This window comes from Phenylobacterium sp., from assembly GCF_036495085.1.
GTDB lineage: Bacteria > Pseudomonadota > Alphaproteobacteria > Caulobacterales > Caulobacteraceae > Phenylobacterium.
In genome coordinates, this window is the sequence record NZ_DASXNL010000057.1 from 1 (window position 1) to 18904 (window position 18904).

The window sequence follows — 18904 nt, forward strand, 5'->3', positions numbered from 1 at the left end:
GCCGAGATGCCCAGCAGCCCGATGAAACCGATGGCGGCCGATACGCTGAGCGGTGTGCCTGTCAGGTAAAGGGTGAAGATGCCGCCGATCAGGGCCATCGGCACCACGCTCGCCGCCAACAAGGTGTCGGTGATCGAGGCGAAGTTGAGGAACAGCAGGAGGCCGATCAGGAGCAGGCTGATCGGCACGACCACGGCCAATCGTCCAAGCGCGTCCTGCAATTCGCCCAGCTCACCGACCCACTCCAACCGATAGCCCCCCGGCAGGACGACCTGCCGGGCGATCTTGGCCTGGGCCTCGGCCACCGCTCCGCCAAGGTCGCGCCCGCGCACCGAAAACCTGATTGGGATGTAGCGCCCCTGGTTCTCGCGATAGACGAATGAAACGCCTTTGACGAATTTGACGTCCGCCACATCGCTCAGAGGAACCTGGATCACCCCGCTCCCGCTTGGATTGGGCGCCGCGATATTCAGACTGCGGATGGATTCCAGGCTCTGCCGGAATTGCGGCGCGAGCCTGACGACGATCGGAAAATTACGGTCGCTGCCTTCTTCATAGATGTTGCCGGCCGCCTGGCCGCCGATGGCTGTCTGGATGGTGTTGTTGATGTCGCCGGGCGCCAGTCCGTAGCGGGCGGCGCGAGCGCGATCGACGTCGATCTGGACCGTAGGCTGACCCAGCGAGTTGAAGACGGCCAGGTCGGCGATTCCCGGCACGGTGGCCATCACGTCCCTGATCTTGTCCGCGGTGCTCTCCAGCGTCTTGAGGTCGCCGCCGAAGAGCTTGACCGAGTTCTCGCCCTTCACCCCGGACGCCGCCTCTTCGACGTTGTCTTCGATGTTCTGCGAGAAGTTGAAATCGACACCGGGAAACTTGTTCGCCAGGGCCTCGCTGAGCTGCTTGGTCAGTTTGGCCTTGTCGATGCCGGCCGGCCATTGGTTCGTCGGCTTGAGCGGCACGAAGAACTCGGCGTTGAAGAAGCCGGTCGGGTCGAGGCCGTCGTCGGGACGGCCGTGCTGTGAGACGACCGTCTGGACCTCCGGGAAGCGCTTTATCACCGCGCGCATCTGGTTGACGAAGCCGTTGCTGGCTTCCAGCGAGACAGCTGTCGGCATGTCTGCCCGGATCCAGAAGTTCCCCTCCTCCAGGTGGGGCAGGAACTCCAGGCCAAGCCCGGCTCCGGCCAGGACCGCCAGCGCGATCATCAGGCCTGCGCCGCCCAGGATCAGGATGCGGTTGGCGAGCGCCAGCCTGACCAGCGGCGGATAGAACCGGCGCAGCGCGCGCATGAGCAGGGTGTCGGTCTCCCGCATCGTGCTCGGAAGCAGAAGCCCGCTGAGCGCCGGGGTGACGGTGAAGGTGGCGAGCAGTCCGCCGGCGATGGCGTAGGCGTAGGTCTTGGCCATCGGGCCGAAGATGTGCCCTTCGACCCCGGTCAGCATGAACAACGGCAGGAAGCTTACGATGATGATGGCGGCGGCGAAGAAGATCGCCCGGTTCACCTGCATCGCTGCGTCCGCGATGATGGCGAGCTTCCCCCGCTCTCCCAACCGGGCCTCGCTCGATGAAGCTGCGGAATGCTCGCTCAGGTGACGGAAAATGGTCTCGACCATGATCACCGTGGCGTCCACCACCAGACCGAAGTCGATCGCGCCAACCGAGAGCAGGTTCGCCGATTCCCCTCGCAAGGTCATGATCAGGATCGCGAAGAACAAGGCGAACGGGATTGTCGCAGCGACGATCAGCGCGCTGCGGAAATTGCCCAGGAACGCCCACTGGACGGCGAAGATCAGCAGGATTCCGAAGACCATGTTGTGGAGCACGGTCTCGGTCGTAACCGCGATCAGATCGCTTCGATCGTAGATCTTCTTGATGCTTACGCCCGGCGGCAGCACGCCGGTCGAATTGATCTTCTGGACCTCGCCCTCGACGGCGCGGATCGTCGGCATGCTCTTCTCGCCACGGTGCATCAGGACGACGCCCTGGACGATATCGTCGTCTCCATCCTGCCCGGCGATGCCCAGGCGGGGTTCGTGGCCGACCTTGACGCTGGCGATGTCGCTCAAAAGCACAGGCCGGCCGTTGGTGCTGGACAACATGGTGTCGCGCAGCTGGTCCATCGAATGGATCAGTCCGACGCCCCGCACGATGGCGGCCTGCGGGCCGATATTCACGGTCTGGCCGCCAACGTTGATATTGCTGTTGTTCAGCACGCTCAGCACCTGCGGTAGCGACAGGCCGTAGGCATTCAGCTTGTTCTTGTCGATTTCGACGTCGTAGGTCTTGGTCTTGCCGCCCCAGCCGGCGACGTCGATCACACCCGGAACCGCCTTGAAGCGGCGCTCCAGCACCCAGTCCTGCAGGGTCTTCAGGTTGGTCACCGAATACCCGGGAGGGCCGACAACCCGATACCGGTAGATCTCCCCGATGGGGCTCTCCGGGGAGATTTGCGGCTGGGCGCCGTTTGGTAAGCCGCCAAGCTCGCTCAGGCGATTGATCACCCTCTGCTCGGCCTCATCGTAGGAAAAGTCGTAGGTGAACTGAACCTTCACGTCCGACAGGCCGAAGAGCGAGATGGTCCGCACGCTGGTCACGTGCGGGATCCCCGCCATCTGGACCTCGATCGGAATTGTTATGTAGCGCTCGATCTCTTCGGCCGACTGCCCGCTTGACTGGGTCACGACCTCGACGAGGGGCGGCACCGGGTCGGGATAAGCCTCGATGTTGAGCTTGATGAAGCCGACGATCCCGGCCACGAAGACCGCCGCCAGGCCAACCATCATCAGTGCGCGGTGGCGCAGCGCGAAGGCGACGATACCGTTCATGCCCTAGTCGCCCTGCGTCGCGCGGTCGATGAAGAGCGCGCCGCCGACGACCACCTTTTCGCCCGGCTGCAGGCCCGAGAGCACCTGCACCACGCCGCCCACGACCTGCCCGGGGCTGATCTGGCGCAACTCCAGTGCGTGGCCGGCGTGGGCGATCCAGACCCGGGCGGTGTCGCCCTCGTAGATCACCGCGTCTTCGGGCACGCCGACTGCGCTCGTGGCGCCGTCCGTCGCCAATGTGAAATTCGCGAACATCTCGGGCTTGAGCACGCCGCCCGGATTGGCGATCTCGGCTCGTACGGCCACCCGCCGGCTGACGGGATCTACGGTCGGCGAGACGAAATCCACCTTGCCGGCGAAGGTCTGCTCCGGCAGGGCGAGCACGCGCACCTCAAGGGCCTGGCCCACCCGCGCCTTCGTCGCGTCGACCTCGCGCAAGGCGCCCACAAGCCAGACCCGGCTAAGGTCGCTCACCACGAAGGCGGAGGTGGAGCCGCCGTTGGTCACGCTGGCGATGGCCTGGCCCTCGCCGATCGCGCGCTGGGTCACCACGCCGCTGATCGGGGCGCGCACGACAGCCTCTTTGATGAACCCCGCGCCATCGGCTCGGCTGCCAAGCGCCGCGATCTGCTGATCGCTGATTCCAAGGATCTTCAGACGGTTGCGCGCCGCTGAAAGGCTGGCTTCGGCCGCTGCGTGGTCAGCCTGGCTCTGCTGCCAATCCTTCAATGCCGCGCCGTTGGTCTTATAGAGTTCGTGCAGACGCGCCTCGGCCGCCCGGGTCAACCGGACCTGCGCCTGGGCCGCGGCCAGATCGTTCTGCCCCTGAACGAATTCCGAAGCCTGGACCGAAAACAGCGGCTGGCCGGCCTTTACCTTGTCGCCGACCCTGGCGAACACATGGGTGACGTGACCGGAATAAGGCGAAAAAACCTGAGTGGTGCGGTCATCGTCGGTCGTGATCTTGCCGTCGGTCTGAGCCTCGCCGCGGAACCCTACGGACTGCACCGTGGCGAAGCTCAGCGTCGCCCATTGCTGGTCGGTCGCGATGAATTGGCCACGCGGAGGCGCAGCGGGCGCGGGCGCGGGCTTGGGTTCGAAAAGATGCGCCAGTCGCGGCAGCCCGAAGAGGACCACAAGAGCTGCGATTGTCGCTGAAGCGAGCAACAAGAGCTGCGTGCGACGCGGCAGCGCGCGTGGGCTGCTCGGCGTGTCCACCATTTTTGGCTAATCCCAATGGCCTGCGCGTGACACCCGACAAAGCCGAACCGATTAAGAGGTCGGAGGGGCTTGGCCGCGATAGCGCGGTCGGGCGAGACGCTCTTAGCCGGGCTAGCTTACAGCCACCTTACAGCGCCTCGCTGAGCGCGCGCCCGACCCGGCGGCGCGGTAGACTCTATGGTCGGCTCTGCCTGAAGGCGCATAAGACGCATCCATGAGACTGCTGGTCGTAGAGGACAACGCCGAGCTCGCGGGCCTGCTGGCGCGCGGACTAAGCGCGGCGGGGTTCGCGGTCGACGCGGTCGCCGCGGCCGAGCCCGCCAGGCTCGCGACCCAGATGCGCCGGTATGCTGCGGTGGTGTTGGACCTTGGCCTGCCGGACAGCGACGGCCTTGGGCTGCTTCGGGAAATGCGGGCGCGGCGGGATTCGACGCCGGTGCTTGTGGTCACCGCTCGCGGCGGCCTCGATGACCGGCTGACAGGCCTGCGCGCAGGCGCCGACGACTACCTGCTCAAACCCTTCGCCCTGGAGGAGCTGACGGAACGGTTGCACGCCCTGCTGCGCCGGCCGGGAGATATCCTTGGGCAGGTGCTGGAAGTGGGCGACCTGGCGCTCGACACCCAGGCGCGGCAGGGGTTCGTCCGTGGAGAACCGATCGCGTTTTCCGGTCGCGAGCTCAGCCTCCTGGAATTGCTCATGCGCCGCCGCGGCCGCGTGGTGCTGAAACAGCACGTTGAAGACCATCTCTTCGGTATGAGTAGCGAAGTCGGATCCAACGCCGTCGAGGTCCAGGTTCACCGCCTGCGTCGCCGCCTGGAACCGCTGGATATCCGCGCGACGATCCACACGGTGCGGGGCGTCGGCTACATGTTCGCTGAAGCGCCGCAATGAGGCCTCGGCTCGGGACCATCCTCACGCGGATCCTGTGGCTGCATCTGGCCAGCGTGACCGCCGCGACCCTGGCCATGGTTGCAGCCATCTTCATCCTCCTGAACGCGACGCTGGCTTCGTTCGAGCGCCACACCCTGAGCGACCACGCCGCCGCCATCGCCGCCGCCACGAGGCCAGCCGGCGCAGGCCTGCAATTGGATCTGCCGCCGAACCTGAAGGATCTCTACGCCGAGGGTTATGGCGGCTACGCCTTTGCGATCGTGGACGCCGATGGACGTGCGCTGAAGTCCTCGCTGCCGAGCGGCGGCGCCTTGTTCGGGGTCGATCCGAAAGAGCTCCAGCCAACCTTCTTCCACCGCGCCCGCGGCCCCGACGCCTATTTTGGCGCGAGTTTCCCCTATCGCTCGGGGGGCCGCCCGATCTGGATCCAGGTGCGGCAGAATCTTGGGGATCCGGACGTCTTCGTCGACGACGTGGTGGCCGAGTTCCTGCGCTGGGTCTGGTGGCTGATCGTCCCCATCGTGCTGGCGCTCCTGGCGGCGGACATCCTGATTGTCCAGCGCGCGCTCGCCCCCGTCCGCGAGGCCTCGCGCCGCGCCGAGGCGATCGATCCGACGCGCCTGGAGCTGCGACTGCCGACCCAGGGTTTGCCCAGCGAGATCACGCCCCTGGTGGCGGCGATCAATCGCGCGCTTGACCGCCTTGAGGCCGGCTTTCGGACCCAACGGGAATTCACGGCCGACGCGGCTCACGAGCTGCGCACACCGCTGGCCATCCTGCGGCTGCGGGCTGACACGCTGACCGATCGCGACGCGGCGCGCGCCCTTCGAGCCGACATCGACGCGATGGGGCGGCTGGTGGAACAGCTGTTGGCGATCGCCGAGCTGGAGAGCTTCGCCCTCCTGGAGGACGATCGCGCCGACCTGCGCGCTGTCAGCCTGGATGTGTCGAGCCATATGGCGACCCTGGCTATTGCAGACGGCAAGCAGATCGAACTCGCTGTCGACGACAGGCCCGTCTGGGTGCGCGGCCGCGCCGAGGCCCTGGTCCGAGCGGTTCGCAACCTGATCGAGAACGCTATCGCTCATACCCCGGTCGGCGGCACGGTCAGGGTCTCAGTCGCCTCGGACGGCGTGGTGAGCGTGTCGGACGAGGGACCCGGCATCCCGGAGTGCGATCGCGAGTTGGTCTTCCAGCGGTTCTGGCGGCGCGAGCACAGGACAACCAAGGGCGGCGGCCTGGGCCTGAGCATTGTCCAGCAGATCGTCCACGCGCATGGGGGGACCATCGAGATCGCCGCGACACCTGAAGGCGGCGCACGTTTCGAGATGCGGCTCAGGCCTCTTTGACCCGTCCGGATCGCCGGCGGAGCGGCTTCGACGGATCCACGTTAAACCGAGAATCCCACTATAGGAGGGGAGTGATTGGCTGATTTCTGGCCGACATCGACATTGCTCCGGAGCCGCAACGCCCAACGCAAGGGTGAGCGCGACACTGGGCGTGTCGGCCGGGACGGTCGCCGCATCGGGGCTCGAATGAAAAGATCGCTCCTGACAACAGCGGCCGCGGCGATGTGCCTGGCGCTGGCGGCGGCCGGCGCACATGCGGCGGGCATAGAGATGAGCCTCGAGGCCCAGCGCGAACTGGGCGTCACCACCCAAAGGCTTTCGCCTGCCCAGCGGGCGGCCGAGGTCGACGCCTTTGCGAAGGTGCTCGATCCGGGGCCGCTGGCGCAGCTGGATTCGGACCTCGCGGCCGCGGAGGCGGCGGCCGTCGCCTCGAACGCCGAGGCTGCGCGCGCCAAAGCCCTGCACGCCTCGGTTGGAGGCGTCGCGACCAAGGACATGGAGGCCGCGGTGGCCCAGGCGCAGTCCGACGCCCTGAAGGTCGCCATACTGCGTCACCGGCTGGGCCTCGAATGGGGACCGGGGGTCGCTCGGATGAGCACGGCGGCGCGTGCACAACTGGTCAGAGGGCTTTCTGCCGGGCGGATCGCTCTCGTCCACGTGGACACGCACAACAACGCAGGCCAGGCCGGCGCGCGGGTCGTCAAGATTGATGTCGGCGATAACTCGGTCCGCGGCGAGGTGCTCGGCCCCGCGCGAGCGGCCGAATCACGCCTGCAATCGTCAGGACTGATCGTCGAGGTCACAGGCCCCTCGGCGATCCTTTTTTCGGTCGGGCTGACCCAAAGCGCCCACATCGAGACAAAGACCACGCAAACAGGGGTTGTCGCGCCGCGCTCGGCGATCATCCGCTTCCGCGGCGCCGGCTGGGTCTATGTTCGCAAGGGTCCGACCGACTTCGAACGTCGCGCACTGCAAAACCCCGTGCCGCAGGCGGACGGCTTCTTTGTCGCCGAAGGCCTTTCGGCCGGCGATGAGGTGGTGACCAAGGGAGCCGTGGCGCTCTTTACCGCCGAGCAGAACGCGCCGGGCGCGGCTCCCTGAGATGCTGGGGCGCATTGTCCGCTGGTCGCTAGAACGTCCCAGGCTGATCGCATGGGCCTGCCTGTGGTTCCTGGTCTGGGGCCTCTTGTCCGCGCGCAGCGTCGGGTTCGACCTCATGCCCGACCTGGCGCCGGCGGAGACGACCATCCAGACTGAAGCGTCCGGCCTGGTGGCGCAGCAGGTCGAAAACCAGGTCACCAGGCCCATCGAGAGCGCCCTGATCGGGGCGACAAACGTCGCCGACGTTCACTCCGAATCCGTTCAAGGCCTTTCGATCGTCACCGTTCGCTTCGCCGATGGCGCCGACCCCAATAGCGCCCGCCAGGCGCTGTCGGAGAGGCTGTCGACGCTCGCCGGCGCACTCCCAGACGGCGTCGCGCCGCGCATCGCGCCGTTGACGTCGCGCGGCGCTGATGTGCTCAAGATCGGGTTCACCAGCGACAAACTCGATCCGATGGCGCTGCGCGACATCGTCCAGTGGACCGTTCGCCCGCGCCTGCTCACCGCCGCCGGCGTGGCGCGGGTCGCCGTCTATGGCGGCCAGGTCCGGCGCATCGACGTGCGCGCGCGTCCCGGCGATCTCTCCACCAGCGACCTCGGCTTCCTCGACATCCTCAGGGCGGTGAAGCGGGCCACAAGCGCCGCGGGGGCCGGCTTCATCGACACCGAGGGCCAGCGCGTGCTGATCGAACCCCACGGCCAGGCGCTGACGGTCGAGGATGTGGGAGCCGGACAGATCCAGGCGCCCGGCAGCGCGCCCGTGCGCATCAACGACGTGGCCGACGTGGTCGAAGCGCCGGCGCCGGCGGACGGGGACGCCCTCATCATGGGCAAACCCGGCGTGCTGGTCGCCGTTGGCCGCCAGTACGGCGCCAACACCCTTGAGACCACCCATGCCGTCGAGCGCGCCCTGGCCGAACTGCAGCCCGCGCTCGCCGCCCAGGGGATCAGTGTCCGCACCGACCTCGACCGGCCGGCGACGTTCGCCACCGCGGCTGGGCGCGGGATCGCCGCAGACCTGGCGATCGGCGCGGCGCTGATCGCCATCGTGCTCGCCATCTTCATGCGCGATGCCCGAGCCGTGCTGATCTCGATGATCAGTATTCCGTTGTCGCTGCTGGCGGCCGTCCTGGTTTTGAAGCTGTTTGGCTGGACGCTCAACGCGATGACGCTTGGGGGCCTTGCCGTCGCCCTTGGCGTGGTCATCGACGATGCCGTCATCGGGGTCGAGAATGTGATCACGCGCCTGCGTGACGCCGAGCATGACCATGCCTCGGACCTGGAAGCCGTGCTCGCCGCGTCGCTCGAAGTGCGTGGACCGGTCATCTACGCGACGCTCGCTGTGATTGTCGTGCTCGCCCCGCTGCTTGCGCTCAAGGGCCAGGGGGGCGCGCTCCTCGGCCCTCTGGCGGGCGCGATCATCGCCGCCTCCCTCGCCTCGCTGCTGGTCGCTGCGGTCGTGACCCCGGCTTGGTGCCTGCTCTTTCACCAGCATGAGGGGCCGCCACCCGAACCCGGCGTGCTCAGGCGCCTGAAGGATTTCCATGGCGACTTGCTCACCAGGCTCTGCGCGCGGCCCGCGCTGTTGGTGACTGGCGCTGGGATCTTAGTGGCGCTGTCACTGGCCGCGCTGCTGGTCCTGCGGCCTGAGGTCCTGCCCAGCGTGCATGATGGCCACCTGGTGGTTCAGATCAGCGAACCGCCTTCGACCTCGATCGCGGTGACGCGCGACTACGGGGAACGTGTAACCGCCGCCCTGCGACCTCTCTCAGGCGTGCGATCAATCAGCCAACGGATCGGCCGCGACGCCACGGGCGAGGACAGTTGGGGACCCGAGCGAAGCATCTTCGATCTGGAATTGGCGCCGGGGTTGGGGGCGGGCGAGCAACGGCGCCTCGCCGATGAGGTGCTGCGGCGACTGCAGCGCTTCCCCGGCCTCGGCGCCCGGGTCCAGTCGCGGTTCGACGCCGGCCAGGACGGGCTTCAACCCTCAGCGCCCGTTGAGGTGCGGGTGTTCGGCCAGGATCTGAACGCCCTGGACGCCACCGCCGAGCGCATCGCCGCTCTGATGAAGGCCCTGCCCGGAGCCAAGGGCGTGACCATTGAGAACCAGGAGCGCGCACCGACAGTCAGGGTCGATATCCAGTTCCAACGTCTGGCGCTTTACGGCCTGTCGGCCGGCGACGTGCTCGACACCATTCAAGCCGCATTTGCCGGCCAACGGGTCGCTCAGATCTATGTGGATGGGCGGGTGGTCGACCTGGCCGTGAGCGCCCAGGCTTCGCTTCGGCGCGATCCGGAGGCGGTGGGTGATCTCCTGCTACGCTCGACGTCGGGCGTCTCCGTGCCCTTGAAGTCGGTCGCCAACGTCTATCTCAGCGATGACCGCGCCGTGATTGCACATGATGGCGGCCTGAGACGCCAGGTGATCTCCGCCAGCCCGGCGGACGCCGAGCGTTTTGCAAGCCACGTGCGCCAGGCGGTCGCCTCAAAGGTGGCCTTGCCACGAGGCGCGTTCGTTGAATTCGGGGGCGCGGGCCAGGCTGTGCCAGACGCGCGCAATGCGCTCCTGCTCAACTATGCGCTGGCCTTGTTTGGCGTGATCGCACTGCTCACAGTGGCCTTTGACGGGCGGACGGGCGCGCTGATCCTGATCTCCAGCCTTTTTGCTTTCACCGGAGCGGTGGCGGCCGTAGCTCTCATGGGCGGGGTGATGTCGGTGGGCGCGCTTGTCGGTTTCATCGCCCTGTTCGGCCTATCCATGCGTAGCGCCATCCTGATCTTTTCCCGCCTGGAGGACCTGGTGCTTTCGAGGCAGCAACCCTGGTCGCTGCCGACCATTGTTCTCGCCTCCCGGGAGCGTCTGACACCGCTCCTGATGACCGCTCTTTTGGTGGGGTTGGGCGTGGCGCCCTTGGCCGTCCATGCCGACGCCGCCGGCCGCGAAATCCTGGGGCCGATGGCCATCGTCATCCTCGGCGGCCTGGTCACCGGGACCATCGGCAGCCTGCTGGTGCTTCCCGTGATGATCTTCGCCTTCTGGCGTCCGGGCTACGCTCGCCTGGCGCGGCGCCATGGTGGTCCGGCGGTCGGCGTCTGACGTCGGCCACACTGCTCTACCGAAGACTAAGGTCGCTGACCGCGGCCGAGAGCTTCGGCGGGAATTGTTCGAGGCCGCCGCACGCCCCTCAGGGCGAGGAGGATGTCAGAAACCGTTGTTGCGTGTGATTATGTGCGTGCTCTGGAATCGCTTCGCTGAGTCCGATGCGGATGGCCAGGGTACGGTCCCATAACGAGAAAGCGCCATGGCAGCGATCGAGACCCTGAAACTTGAGTTGCGTGACACCGAAGAGCGGTTGCTCGGCGAGCTTCGGGACCTGCGGCGTCTGAAGCGCAGCGACAATGGCCACGCAAAACCTGGGTACAACCTGACGATCGGCCAGAAGATCGCCGACAAGGTGGCCGCCACCATGGGGTCCTGGAACTTCATCATCATCCAGTCGCTCCTGCTGGCCATCTGGATCGTGCTGAACGTAACGGCCTTCATCCAGAAGTGGGATCCGTACCCCTTCATCCTCCTCAACCTGGCGCTATCCTTTCAGGCTGCCTACGCCGCGCCGTTCATCATGATGGCCCAGAACCGGCAGCAGGATATCGACCGCAAGGAGGCGGAGAACGACTACCAGGTGAACATCAAGGCCGAGCTGGAGATTGAGCTCCTGCACCAGAAGATCGACGAACTACGCGAGAAAGAGGTCCTGGCCCTGACCAACGCCATAAACGATCTGACGAAGCTGTTGCAGGCGGCCAAGGCAGAACCCGGCGCGACGTCAAAGGGCTGAGACGCCAGAACCAAAGGTGATGTGGCCGAAGGATTTGCTTCGGCCGCGTTCGACGGCGGCGGCCATCCCGAACACGGTCGTGGTCCTGGCGCTTCGCGGCCCGCCCATCATCCGGCGTGGCGCGAGGCTGCTAGGTCGCATCAAGGCCGTCTTGTCAGCCTCGAAAATTCGCCTGCCCGCCCAGCTGCCGTGACGCCCGGGCAATCTCGCGAAGGCTGATCGGCGAAACATCCGATGCTATTGGCCAATGAGAGAGGCGACCATATTTATACCCAACGCGAGAACGGATACATTGTATGTAAAAGAAACTATCGCGTGCGTCGTAACAAGGTTGCGAAATCCATTCGTTTCGATATTGAAGTCAGAGACCTGTGAAGTGCATCCGACGCAAACAGCCATATATATGAAGTCGGAGTATTTCTTCGGCTGTTCTCCTGGAAACTTTACGCCTCCGTTTATTCTCCCGTCTCTGTCGTCATCTCCGAAATAACTATGCGCGTACCGGAGCGTAAAGATGGCCTGGATTACAAGCCAGCTCATCGCCATGGTGGAAACTGAAAGGGCCAGGGGCCAAGGCCGGGCGTTCAGCGCGTGCGCGGCGACCGCTTTCGATTCATTTAGCGCAAGAAACGTCGCCGCCACACTGGCGGCGACCGCAAAGACGACCAGGAGCGTCATAACCTGGGCGCCCTCATCCTCAACCGAGGCGCGGGCGCGAACGGTTTTCTCGTCCTCGAACAACAAGGTGCTGATCAAGACCAGGAAGACCAGGCACGCCGTATTCCAGCCAATCAGGCTCGACAGTCCGACCGGCGCGGTCAACATCCTCGATATTGCGAACCCGAGCGCGCCGCAGGCGGCGCCGACCATCAAACGCCAGTGATGCACGTGAGCAGGTGGTTGCGCGTGAGCAGGTGGTTGGGTTGATCGTGACATCGCTTCTCCACTCGCGGGCCGCGGATTGTTACGGGGAGCCTTGGCAGGTTTCAATGCGCCTTGCCTACCGACGCCACGCTCGCAGCTTTGCCGCAAATGGCCCGCTGCTTCGGACGCCAAAAGCGACAGCGACTAGCCGCCCCGGGGGCGCGCCAGGGTGAAGGTCTCATAGGCCTCCAACTGCCCGTCCGGGCCCGTCACGTCATAATAGGTGACCCTCATGGTGGTCATTGCGCCGCGAGATCCAGGATCGACGGCGAAGGCTGCGAACCCATAGCCGTGGCCGGCGTTGCGCACCGCCGACCAGGGGGCGGGCTCGTGCACGTAGACGGGGGCGCGCTTGCCGGTCACGGGGTCGCGCGGTCCGACGGCGGTGATCACGCGGCACTGCGGCGGATCAAAGATGAGCTGGTGCGAGGGCTTGTAGGTGCCCCCGCCGCCGATCACCATGTGGACCGTGCCGCGGGTCGTATCGATCACGTCGGTGGCCGAAGCGGCCGGCCTGGGCGTAAGGGTCGCGTTAGCCTCATGGCCGCGTAGCGGGTGCGAGCGCTCGTAATGGTGCTCGTGGCCGCAGACCACCAGGTCGACGCCGTATCGGTCGAAGAGCGGACTCCATTCCTCACGCACGCCAAGGTCAGCGCCGTTGAACTTGTCGGCCGTGGAGATGGCGACCTGATGCATGCAGACCACGATCCAGTCGATTTCGGGGTTGCCGCGCGCCTGGGCGAGCTCGGCCTGCAACCAGGCCTTCTGGCGGCCGGCGGAATAGCCTCGGACGTAGGAATCGCCGCCGTCCTGATAGCAGACGTCGTCGTTCGCGATGCTGACCACCCTGACGGCGCCGACGGTGAAGGCGTACCAGAGGCCGCGGGTGACCTCCGTCTGGCCAGGCGTCTTTGGCAGCGAGAAATAGGTCTGGTAGGCGCGGTAGCCGATCGGCCCGTTGCCGAGCTCGTTCTCGTGATTACCGGCCGAAGGCATCCAGGGGCGCCTGGCGGCGCTGCGGCTGTTGTTCTCCCAAAAATCCCACCAGGTGCGCACCCGGTCATGAGCCAGGTTGGCGTAGCAAAGGTCGCCGTTGAACAGGTGGAACAAGGGCGCCACGCGCTCCACGCCCATCGTCGTGTCGGCGGCTGCCGGTGAGCCCAGATTGTCGTTCAGATAGAGGGGGCTCGGCGCCGTCACCTCCGCCGGCGCGGCGAACTCGCGGCGCATCGTGGGCGTCCCCTGGTCGCCGAAGCTGGTGAACGTAAAGGCCGCGCGCCCGCGTGGCGCGGTGCGGAAGGTGGCGCATTGAGGAGCCGCGCCGTCGTGCATCGCGGCGTAGAGATAGGCGGTGTCCGGCCGCAATCCGTCGATCCTGGCATGGTGGGCGTAGACCGTGCGGCGTGATTTGGCGTCCTCGTAGCTGACTGTCTCGGCCGCCAGCGTGCGCTCCAGGCGCCCGTCCATCCGACCCAGCAGGATCTGCGGGCGCTCAACGGGTTCGAGCGTGTGCCAGGAGATGGTCATCTGCGCCGAGGCGTCGGCGCCGAACTGCAGGTGCAGCCCCGCCACCGGCGCCGCGCCGCGAAGGGATGGCGCACCAGCTTCGCCTCCAGCCTCGGCCGCCTGGGCGCTGAGGCCCCAGGACCCGGCCACGGCGGCCCCTGCCCCCAGCCCGGCTGCAGCCAGCAGCCGTCGACGGCTGACCTCGAAGTCGAATCCGGCGGCGGGTTCGTTCATGGCGTTCGGGTGAGCCGGGAATTGGCGCAGGTAGGTGGGAAAACCAGTTCAGTCTCCTGACATCGCAACTCGCTTGGCGTCTGAATTGAGCTAGCCGCAACATGCGACAGCTCCATGTCGGACGCCTAGTCCGAGGCGCGCCCAGCCGAGGCGTCGGAACGGGACTTGTGGGGCTCGCCTGGAAGCCTGACTATCGCCAAGGCTCGCACTTAAGAACGTCGCCTTGCGCGGGAGGCCCGACCAGATGCGCTTCGTGGACCTGTCGGTCGCCATTGAGAACAACGAATTTACCGACCCACCGGGCTTTTCCCCGAAAGTCGCCTACACCGACCATCAGGCCGGCGCTGAGCAGCTTGTCGCCTCGTTCCCGGGGCTGAAGCCTGAAGACCTTCCGGACGGCGAAGGTTGGGCGGTGGAGACCATCCGGCTCTCCACCCACAACGGCACCCACATGGATGCGCCGTGGCATTTCCACTCCACCCAGGACGCCGCGCTCGGCGAAAAGCGTCGCGCCATGACAATCGACGAGCTGCCGCTGGACTGGTGCCTGAGGCCGGGCGTCAAACTCGACTTCCGCAAGTTTCCAGATGGCTACGTGGCCACCGCCGCCGACGTCGAAGCCGAACTAAAGCGCATCGGCCACACGCTCGCGCCGTTCGATATCGTATTGGTCAACACCAGCGCCGGCGCCGTCTTTGGCCGACCCGAATATGTCGCCACCGGTTGCGGCATGGGTCGGCAGGCGACCCTCTACCTGGCTGAGCGTGGCGTGAAGATCGTCGGCACCGATGCCTGGTCCTGGGATGCGCCTTTCGTCCACACGAACAAGCGATTCCAGGAGACTGGGGACGCATCGATCATCTGGGAGGGTCACAAGGCGGGCCTTGAGATCGGCTACTTCCAGATCGAAAAGCTCCACGACCTGGAGCGCCTGCCGCCCGACGGCTTCACCGTCTCCTGCTTTCCCGTGAAGATCAGGGACGCGAGCGCAGGCTGGATCCGCGCCGTGGCGATCTTCGACGACTGACCCGCGCACTGCGCGCTGTCACCCCTCAGGCGGATCTCGTCTGCCTAAGATCCCGTTCTGCAGGAGATCGTGCGGGACAATCGCCGCACCGCAGCCGTGGTTCAGACCTCGGCGATGGAGGACGACGTGGTCGACACCGACGTGCTGATCGTGGGCGCAGGCCCGACGGGTTTGGTGCTGGCGCTTTGGCTGACAAAGCTGGGCGCCACGGTGCGGATTGTCGACGAAACGGCGGGACCTGGGACAACCTCGCGGGCCTTGGCGGTGCAGGCCCGGACCCTTGAGCTCTATCGCCAACTCGATCTCGCCGAGGACGTGGTGCGGCTTGGGCACAAGGTCGCCGGCGTCAATCTTTGGGTGAAGGGCGAGCGTAAGGCGCGGCTGCCGTTCGAAGCCATCGGTGTGGACCTGACCCCCTACTCGTTCCTGGAGATCTTCCCGCAGGATGAGCATGAGCGGCTCTTGATCGATCGGCTGCGGGCCCTGGGCGTCGAGGTGGAGCGGCGCACCGCGCTTCTGGATTTCACCGATGACGGGGACCTGGTGAGCGCACGGCTTGGCTCAACCGACGGCGGCGAGACGGTCTGCATGGCCGGCTATATCGCCGGCTGTGATGGCGCGCGCTCGAAGGTGCGCGAGACGATCGGGGCGACGTTTCCCGGCGGGACTTACCGGCAGGTCTTCTACGTCGCCGATGTGGAAGCGGCAGGGCCGGCCGTGGACGGCGAATTGCACGTGGACCTGGATGAGGCGGACTTCCTGGCAGTCTTCCCGCTGGCCGGCGAGGGCCGCGCGCGACTGATCGGAACGGTCCGTGACGAACGCGCTGAGAATGCCGACGAACTCAAATTCGAGGACGTCAGTGAGCGGATCATCGAGAACCTCAAGGTCGCGATCCGGAAGGTGAATTGGTTCTCGACCTATCACGTGCATCACCGGGTGGCGGACCACTTCGGCAAAGGCCGCGCCTTCCTGCTCGGCGACGCCGCCCACATCCATAGTCCTGCCGGGGGCCAAGGCATGAACACCGGCATCGGGGACGCCATCAACCTGGCCTGGAAACTGGCGGCCGTGGCCGCCGGGCGCGCGCCCGCAAGGTTGCTCGACAGTTATGAGACCGAAAGGATCGTTTTCGCCAGGCGCCTGGTCGCAACGACCGACCGTATGTTCAGCGTCGCAACCGCGGAGGGTCCTGTCGCCGAGGTGGTGCGTACGCGCATCCTGCCGGTCTTGATGCCGCGAGTGACCAGTTTCGAGGCGGCGCGCGACTACATCTTCCGCACGATTTCGCAGATCACGCTCAACTATCGCGGCGGGCCGTTGAGCGCCGGGGCGGCCGGCCACGTCCAGGGGGGCGACCGGTTGCCCTGGGCGTGCGTCGAGGGGCAGGACAACTTCGCGTCCCTTTCGGCCATGACCTGGCAGGTGCACGTCTATGGCGAAGCGAGTGCTGAGCTGCGAGCCTGGTGCAGCGACCATCTGCTCGCGCTGCACGTCTTCGCCTGGCGGGAGGCCTACGACAGAGCGGGGCTGACACGCGACGGAATGTACCTGCTGCGGCCCGACACCTACGTGGCGCTCGCCGAAGCGCCCGGCACCTCACGCGCGCTCGATGAATATTTTGCGAGGCAAGGCATTCGCCTGGACGAACCCGTCAGGTGAATTGACGGCCGTGAGATCCGGGATCCCGGCGGAAAAGGAGCGCCGTCTCAGGCTTGCTCCGTGAGCTCCTGCTCGGCCAACGCCGACAGCCCCGCTAGAGAAAGTTCCGTGCCGAGGCGATCGCGCACGACCGCGCGCCCGCAGGCGACCCGCACAGCGTAGTAGCGCTCGATCGCGCCGTTGGCGGTGTAGCTCTCAAAGGCGCATCCGTCGGGGTAGAGGCCGCCGCGTCCCGTGGTCTGGTACATCATTACACTTTCAGGACTGCCAAGTTTCCCTTGGGGTGAAACTTGTCATCTGAGCGTCAACGCTGCGAGCGCAAAGTCGTTCGAAAAATCGTGAGAGCAACAAGGTCAGGCGCCCTCCACCATGGCTGCGCACGAGGGCGCATCGAGCTAACCCCCATTCGGCGCAGCTGTGATCGGACGGGAACGTTTGACGCCGCCTCCCTAGCGGTTGATGAGAAAACGAACCTTTGCCGGCGATGACCCGGACCGGACCAGGAGAGGCTTATGGCCAGCAACACCGAATTCGACATCCGTGGCGTCCACCACCTGGCCCTGGTCAGCAAGGACATGGCCAGGACGGTGGCCTTCTACCGCGACCTGCTGGGCATGCCGCTGACCAAGACGATCAGCATGCCGAACGGCGGACAGCACTTCTTCTTCGACATCGGCAACGGCGACAGCCTGGCCTTCTTCTGGTTCCCCGGCGCCCACGCGGCCGCGCCCGGCCAGTCGTCGCCTGAGAACCTGCCCACGCGCGGGGACTTCCGCAGCGCGCATGGCTCTATGAACCATATCGCCTTCAACGTGCCGGCCGAAAAGTTCGAGGAGTACTACCAGCGCCTCAAGGACAAGGGCATCGACGTCACCCGCATCCTCGACCACGACAACTCGCCTTCGGGCGTGGCGGAAACCATGAACGACGACGTCTACGTCCGCTCGGTCTACTTCTTCGATCCCGATGGCGCCTGTCTTGAGTTCGCCTCATGGACGCGGCCTTTGGGCCCCGACGAGGCCCGCGATCCGCCGAAAAACGCTGACGGCGTGCCCGACCCCAGCCTTGTCCGCGCCTAGCCGACTACAAGGAAACCACAATGTCCGAGCCTGACGCGATCCGCGCCCTGGCAGCCCGCTTTTTCGATTGCATCGAGCAGGGTGACGTCGAGGGCGTCTCCGCTTGCTACGCTCCCGAGCTCGTCGTCTGGCACAATTTCGATGACCTGGAGCAACCGCGCGAGGCGAACCTCGCCACCCTCGCCAGCATGATCAAGTGGATCAGCGAGCGGCGCTACGAGCGCCGGCGCGTGGACGTCTTCGAGGGCGGGTTCGTGCAGCAGCACGTGCTGACCGGAACCCGCAGAGACGGGGTGCGCGTGAGCCTGCCAGGGGTCCTCGTGGGCCAGGTCCGGGATGGCAAGATCACGCGGCTCGACGAGTACCTGGATTCCGCCCAGGTGGCGGCCTTCCGGGTAAGGGCCTGATGGTCGCGGCGACGGATAGACCATGACCGGACCAAGACTGCTCGCCTTCGCCGGCAGCACCCGCGTCGACAGCCTCAACCAGCGCCTGCTGGATATCGCCGCAGCCGCCGCGCGTGACGCCGGTGCGCAAGTCACGGCCATCCGATTGCGAGACTTCGACCTGCCGCTCTACGACGGTGACCTGGAGGCCGAGGCCTTCCCGGCTCGGGCGGACGAACTGCGCGCGCTCTTCATCGAGCACGACGGCTTCCTGATCGCGACGCCGGAGTACAATGGCTCCGTCAGCGGGGTGTTGAAGAACGCCATCGACTGGGCGTCGCGACCGCGCGCCGGAGAATCACTGATCGCCCTGCCCGCCTTCCGCGGAAAGGTCGCGGGGATAATGTCGGCCTCCGAGAGTCCCTTCGGCGGCCTGCGCGGCCTGGCCCACCTGCGCCAGATCCTGGGAACCATCCAGACCATGGTGGCGACCGAACAGGTCGCCGTCCCGCACGCCGACAAAGCGTTCGACGAGGCCGGCCTGACCGCCCCCATGCCGAAAATCCTGATCCCCATCATGGTGGCGCGGGTCGTGTTTCTGGCAGGCGCGCTACGCCAGGACGCCCGCCCTTCCTGATCCCGCCAAGATCAGCCAAAGTTACTTTCCGAGCCCATGTCCGGTCGCAGCGCGGGCCGGAACAAAGAACCGGGGCGCCAATGTCGGAAGCCAATTTGCTGGACCAGGTGGAGCGTCAATTCCTGGGGTTCCCCTCGCCGACCTCACGGCGGATCCCGGCCGGCGGCCACCCCTGCCAGGGCCTATATTGGACGCCCAAGGGCAAACGGCCGAAGACCG

15 protein-coding genes are annotated in these 18904 nt (G+C 66.1%); 10 read left to right on the forward strand and 5 right to left on the reverse strand.

Annotated features, from left to right (window positions below):
* On the reverse strand, positions 1–2825 hold a 2825-nt coding region (locus VGI62_RS07355), incomplete at its 3' end, for a CusA/CzcA family heavy metal efflux RND transporter (RefSeq protein WP_331503755.1).
* A gap of 3 nt (positions 2826–2828) precedes the next feature.
* The gene (locus VGI62_RS07360) at positions 2829–4046 is read right to left on the reverse strand and encodes an efflux RND transporter periplasmic adaptor subunit (RefSeq protein ID WP_331503756.1); all 1218 of its coding nucleotides are present in this window, start codon (positions 4044–4046) and stop codon (positions 2829–2831) included.
* 214 nt (positions 4047–4260) lie between these two features.
* Here VGI62_RS07360 and VGI62_RS07365 point away from each other — a divergent pair, with 214 nt between their 5' ends.
* The 5 genes from VGI62_RS07365 to VGI62_RS07385 all read left to right on the forward strand — a co-directional run bounded on the left by VGI62_RS07365 (position 4261) and on the right by VGI62_RS07385 (position 11230).
* Entirely contained in the window at positions 4261–4938 is a 678-nt protein-coding gene (locus VGI62_RS07365; protein WP_331503757.1) for a response regulator transcription factor, read from the forward strand.
* Positions 4935–6287: a HAMP domain-containing sensor histidine kinase gene (locus tag VGI62_RS07370; protein ID WP_331503758.1), complete on the forward strand. Its 1353-nt coding sequence runs from the start codon at positions 4935–4937 to the stop codon at positions 6285–6287. The genes VGI62_RS07365 and VGI62_RS07370 overlap by 4 nt, the downstream gene beginning before the upstream one ends.
* Before the next feature lie 186 nt (positions 6288–6473).
* The gene (locus VGI62_RS07375) at positions 6474–7388 is read left to right on the forward strand and encodes a hypothetical protein (protein ID WP_331503759.1); all 915 of its coding nucleotides are present in this window, start codon (positions 6474–6476) and stop codon (positions 7386–7388) included.
* 1 nt (position 7389) lies between these two features.
* Positions 7390–10488 (forward strand): efflux RND transporter permease subunit, encoded by a 3099-nt coding sequence (locus VGI62_RS07380; protein WP_331503760.1) that lies wholly within the window; start codon positions 7390–7392, stop codon positions 10486–10488.
* 205 nt (positions 10489–10693) lie between these two features.
* The gene (locus VGI62_RS07385) at positions 10694–11230 is read left to right on the forward strand and encodes a DUF1003 domain-containing protein (protein ID WP_331503761.1); all 537 of its coding nucleotides are present in this window, start codon (positions 10694–10696) and stop codon (positions 11228–11230) included.
* 237 nt (positions 11231–11467) lie between these two features.
* On the opposite strand, the gene VGI62_RS07390 is transcribed toward VGI62_RS07385, so the two are convergent.
* Together VGI62_RS07390 and VGI62_RS07395 are read right to left on the reverse strand one after the other, a co-directional pair.
* Positions 11468–12166 carry a DUF1345 domain-containing protein gene (locus tag VGI62_RS07390; RefSeq protein WP_331503762.1) on the reverse strand — a complete coding sequence of 233 codons (699 nt, stop codon included), beginning with the start codon at positions 12164–12166 and terminating at the stop codon, positions 11468–11470.
* A gap of 132 nt (positions 12167–12298) precedes the next feature.
* Positions 12299–13894 carry a metallophosphoesterase family protein gene (locus VGI62_RS07395; RefSeq protein ID WP_331503763.1) on the reverse strand — a complete coding sequence of 532 codons (1596 nt, stop codon included), beginning with the start codon at positions 13892–13894 and terminating at the stop codon, positions 12299–12301.
* 244 nt (positions 13895–14138) lie between these two features.
* Here VGI62_RS07395 and VGI62_RS07400 point away from each other — a divergent pair, with 244 nt between their 5' ends.
* A complete protein-coding gene (locus tag VGI62_RS07400) occupies positions 14139–14921 on the forward strand; it encodes a cyclase family protein (RefSeq protein WP_331503764.1) in 783 nt (260 codons plus the stop codon).
* 69 nt (positions 14922–14990) lie between these two features.
* On the forward strand, positions 14991–16583 hold the full coding sequence (locus VGI62_RS07405; protein WP_331503765.1) for an FAD-dependent monooxygenase: 1593 nt from the start codon (positions 14991–14993) through the stop codon (positions 16581–16583).
* 47 nt (positions 16584–16630) lie between these two features.
* Here VGI62_RS07405 and VGI62_RS07410 read toward each other — a convergent pair whose 3' ends face one another.
* Positions 16631–16831 (reverse strand): hypothetical protein, encoded by a 201-nt coding sequence (locus tag VGI62_RS07410; protein ID WP_331503766.1) that lies wholly within the window; start codon positions 16829–16831, stop codon positions 16631–16633.
* Between the two features lie 264 nt (positions 16832–17095).
* Here VGI62_RS07410 and VGI62_RS07415 point away from each other — a divergent pair, with 264 nt between their 5' ends.
* From VGI62_RS07415 to VGI62_RS07425, 3 genes are read left to right on the forward strand one after another with little or no spacing between them, the layout of a single operon-like run.
* On the forward strand, positions 17096–17662 hold the full coding sequence (locus VGI62_RS07415; RefSeq protein ID WP_331503767.1) for a VOC family protein: 567 nt from the start codon (positions 17096–17098) through the stop codon (positions 17660–17662).
* A gap of 20 nt (positions 17663–17682) precedes the next feature.
* Entirely contained in the window at positions 17683–18069 is a 387-nt protein-coding gene (locus tag VGI62_RS07420) for a nuclear transport factor 2 family protein (protein ID WP_331503768.1), read from the forward strand.
* A gap of 22 nt (positions 18070–18091) precedes the next feature.
* Positions 18092–18685: an NAD(P)H-dependent oxidoreductase gene (locus VGI62_RS07425; protein WP_331503769.1), complete on the forward strand. Its 594-nt coding sequence runs from the start codon at positions 18092–18094 to the stop codon at positions 18683–18685.
* Positions 18686–18904 lie beyond the last annotated feature (219 nt).

Bases quoted from the DNA above. Each gene is read 5' to 3' on its own strand.
- VGI62_RS07360 (WP_331503756.1), bottom strand. From the start codon at position 4,046: ATGGTGGACACGCCGAGCAGCCCACGCGCGCTGCCGCGTCGCACGCAG.
- VGI62_RS07365 (WP_331503757.1), top strand. From the start codon at position 4,261: ATGAGACTGCTGGTCGTAGAGGACAACGCCGAGCTCGCGGGCCTGCTG.
- VGI62_RS07395 (WP_331503763.1), bottom strand. From the start codon at position 13,894: ATGAACGAACCCGCCGCCGGATTCGACTTCGAGGTCAGCCGTCGACGG.
- VGI62_RS07390 (WP_331503762.1), bottom strand. From the start codon at position 12,166: ATGTCACGATCAACCCAACCACCTGCTCACGCGCAACCACCTGCTCAC.
- VGI62_RS07400 (WP_331503764.1), top strand. From the start codon at position 14,139: ATGCGCTTCGTGGACCTGTCGGTCGCCATTGAGAACAACGAATTTACC.
- VGI62_RS07410 (WP_331503766.1), bottom strand. From the start codon at position 16,831: ATGTACCAGACCACGGGACGCGGCGGCCTCTACCCCGACGGATGCGCC.
- VGI62_RS07420 (WP_331503768.1), top strand. From the start codon at position 17,683: ATGTCCGAGCCTGACGCGATCCGCGCCCTGGCAGCCCGCTTTTTCGAT.
- VGI62_RS07370 (WP_331503758.1), top strand. From the start codon at position 4,935: ATGAGGCCTCGGCTCGGGACCATCCTCACGCGGATCCTGTGGCTGCAT.
- VGI62_RS07380 (WP_331503760.1), top strand. From the start codon at position 7,390: ATGCTGGGGCGCATTGTCCGCTGGTCGCTAGAACGTCCCAGGCTGATC.
- VGI62_RS07375 (WP_331503759.1), top strand. From the start codon at position 6,474: ATGAAAAGATCGCTCCTGACAACAGCGGCCGCGGCGATGTGCCTGGCG.
- VGI62_RS07385 (WP_331503761.1), top strand. From the start codon at position 10,694: ATGGCAGCGATCGAGACCCTGAAACTTGAGTTGCGTGACACCGAAGAG.
- VGI62_RS07415 (WP_331503767.1), top strand. From the start codon at position 17,096: ATGGCCAGCAACACCGAATTCGACATCCGTGGCGTCCACCACCTGGCC.
- VGI62_RS07425 (WP_331503769.1), top strand. From the start codon at position 18,092: ATGACCGGACCAAGACTGCTCGCCTTCGCCGGCAGCACCCGCGTCGAC.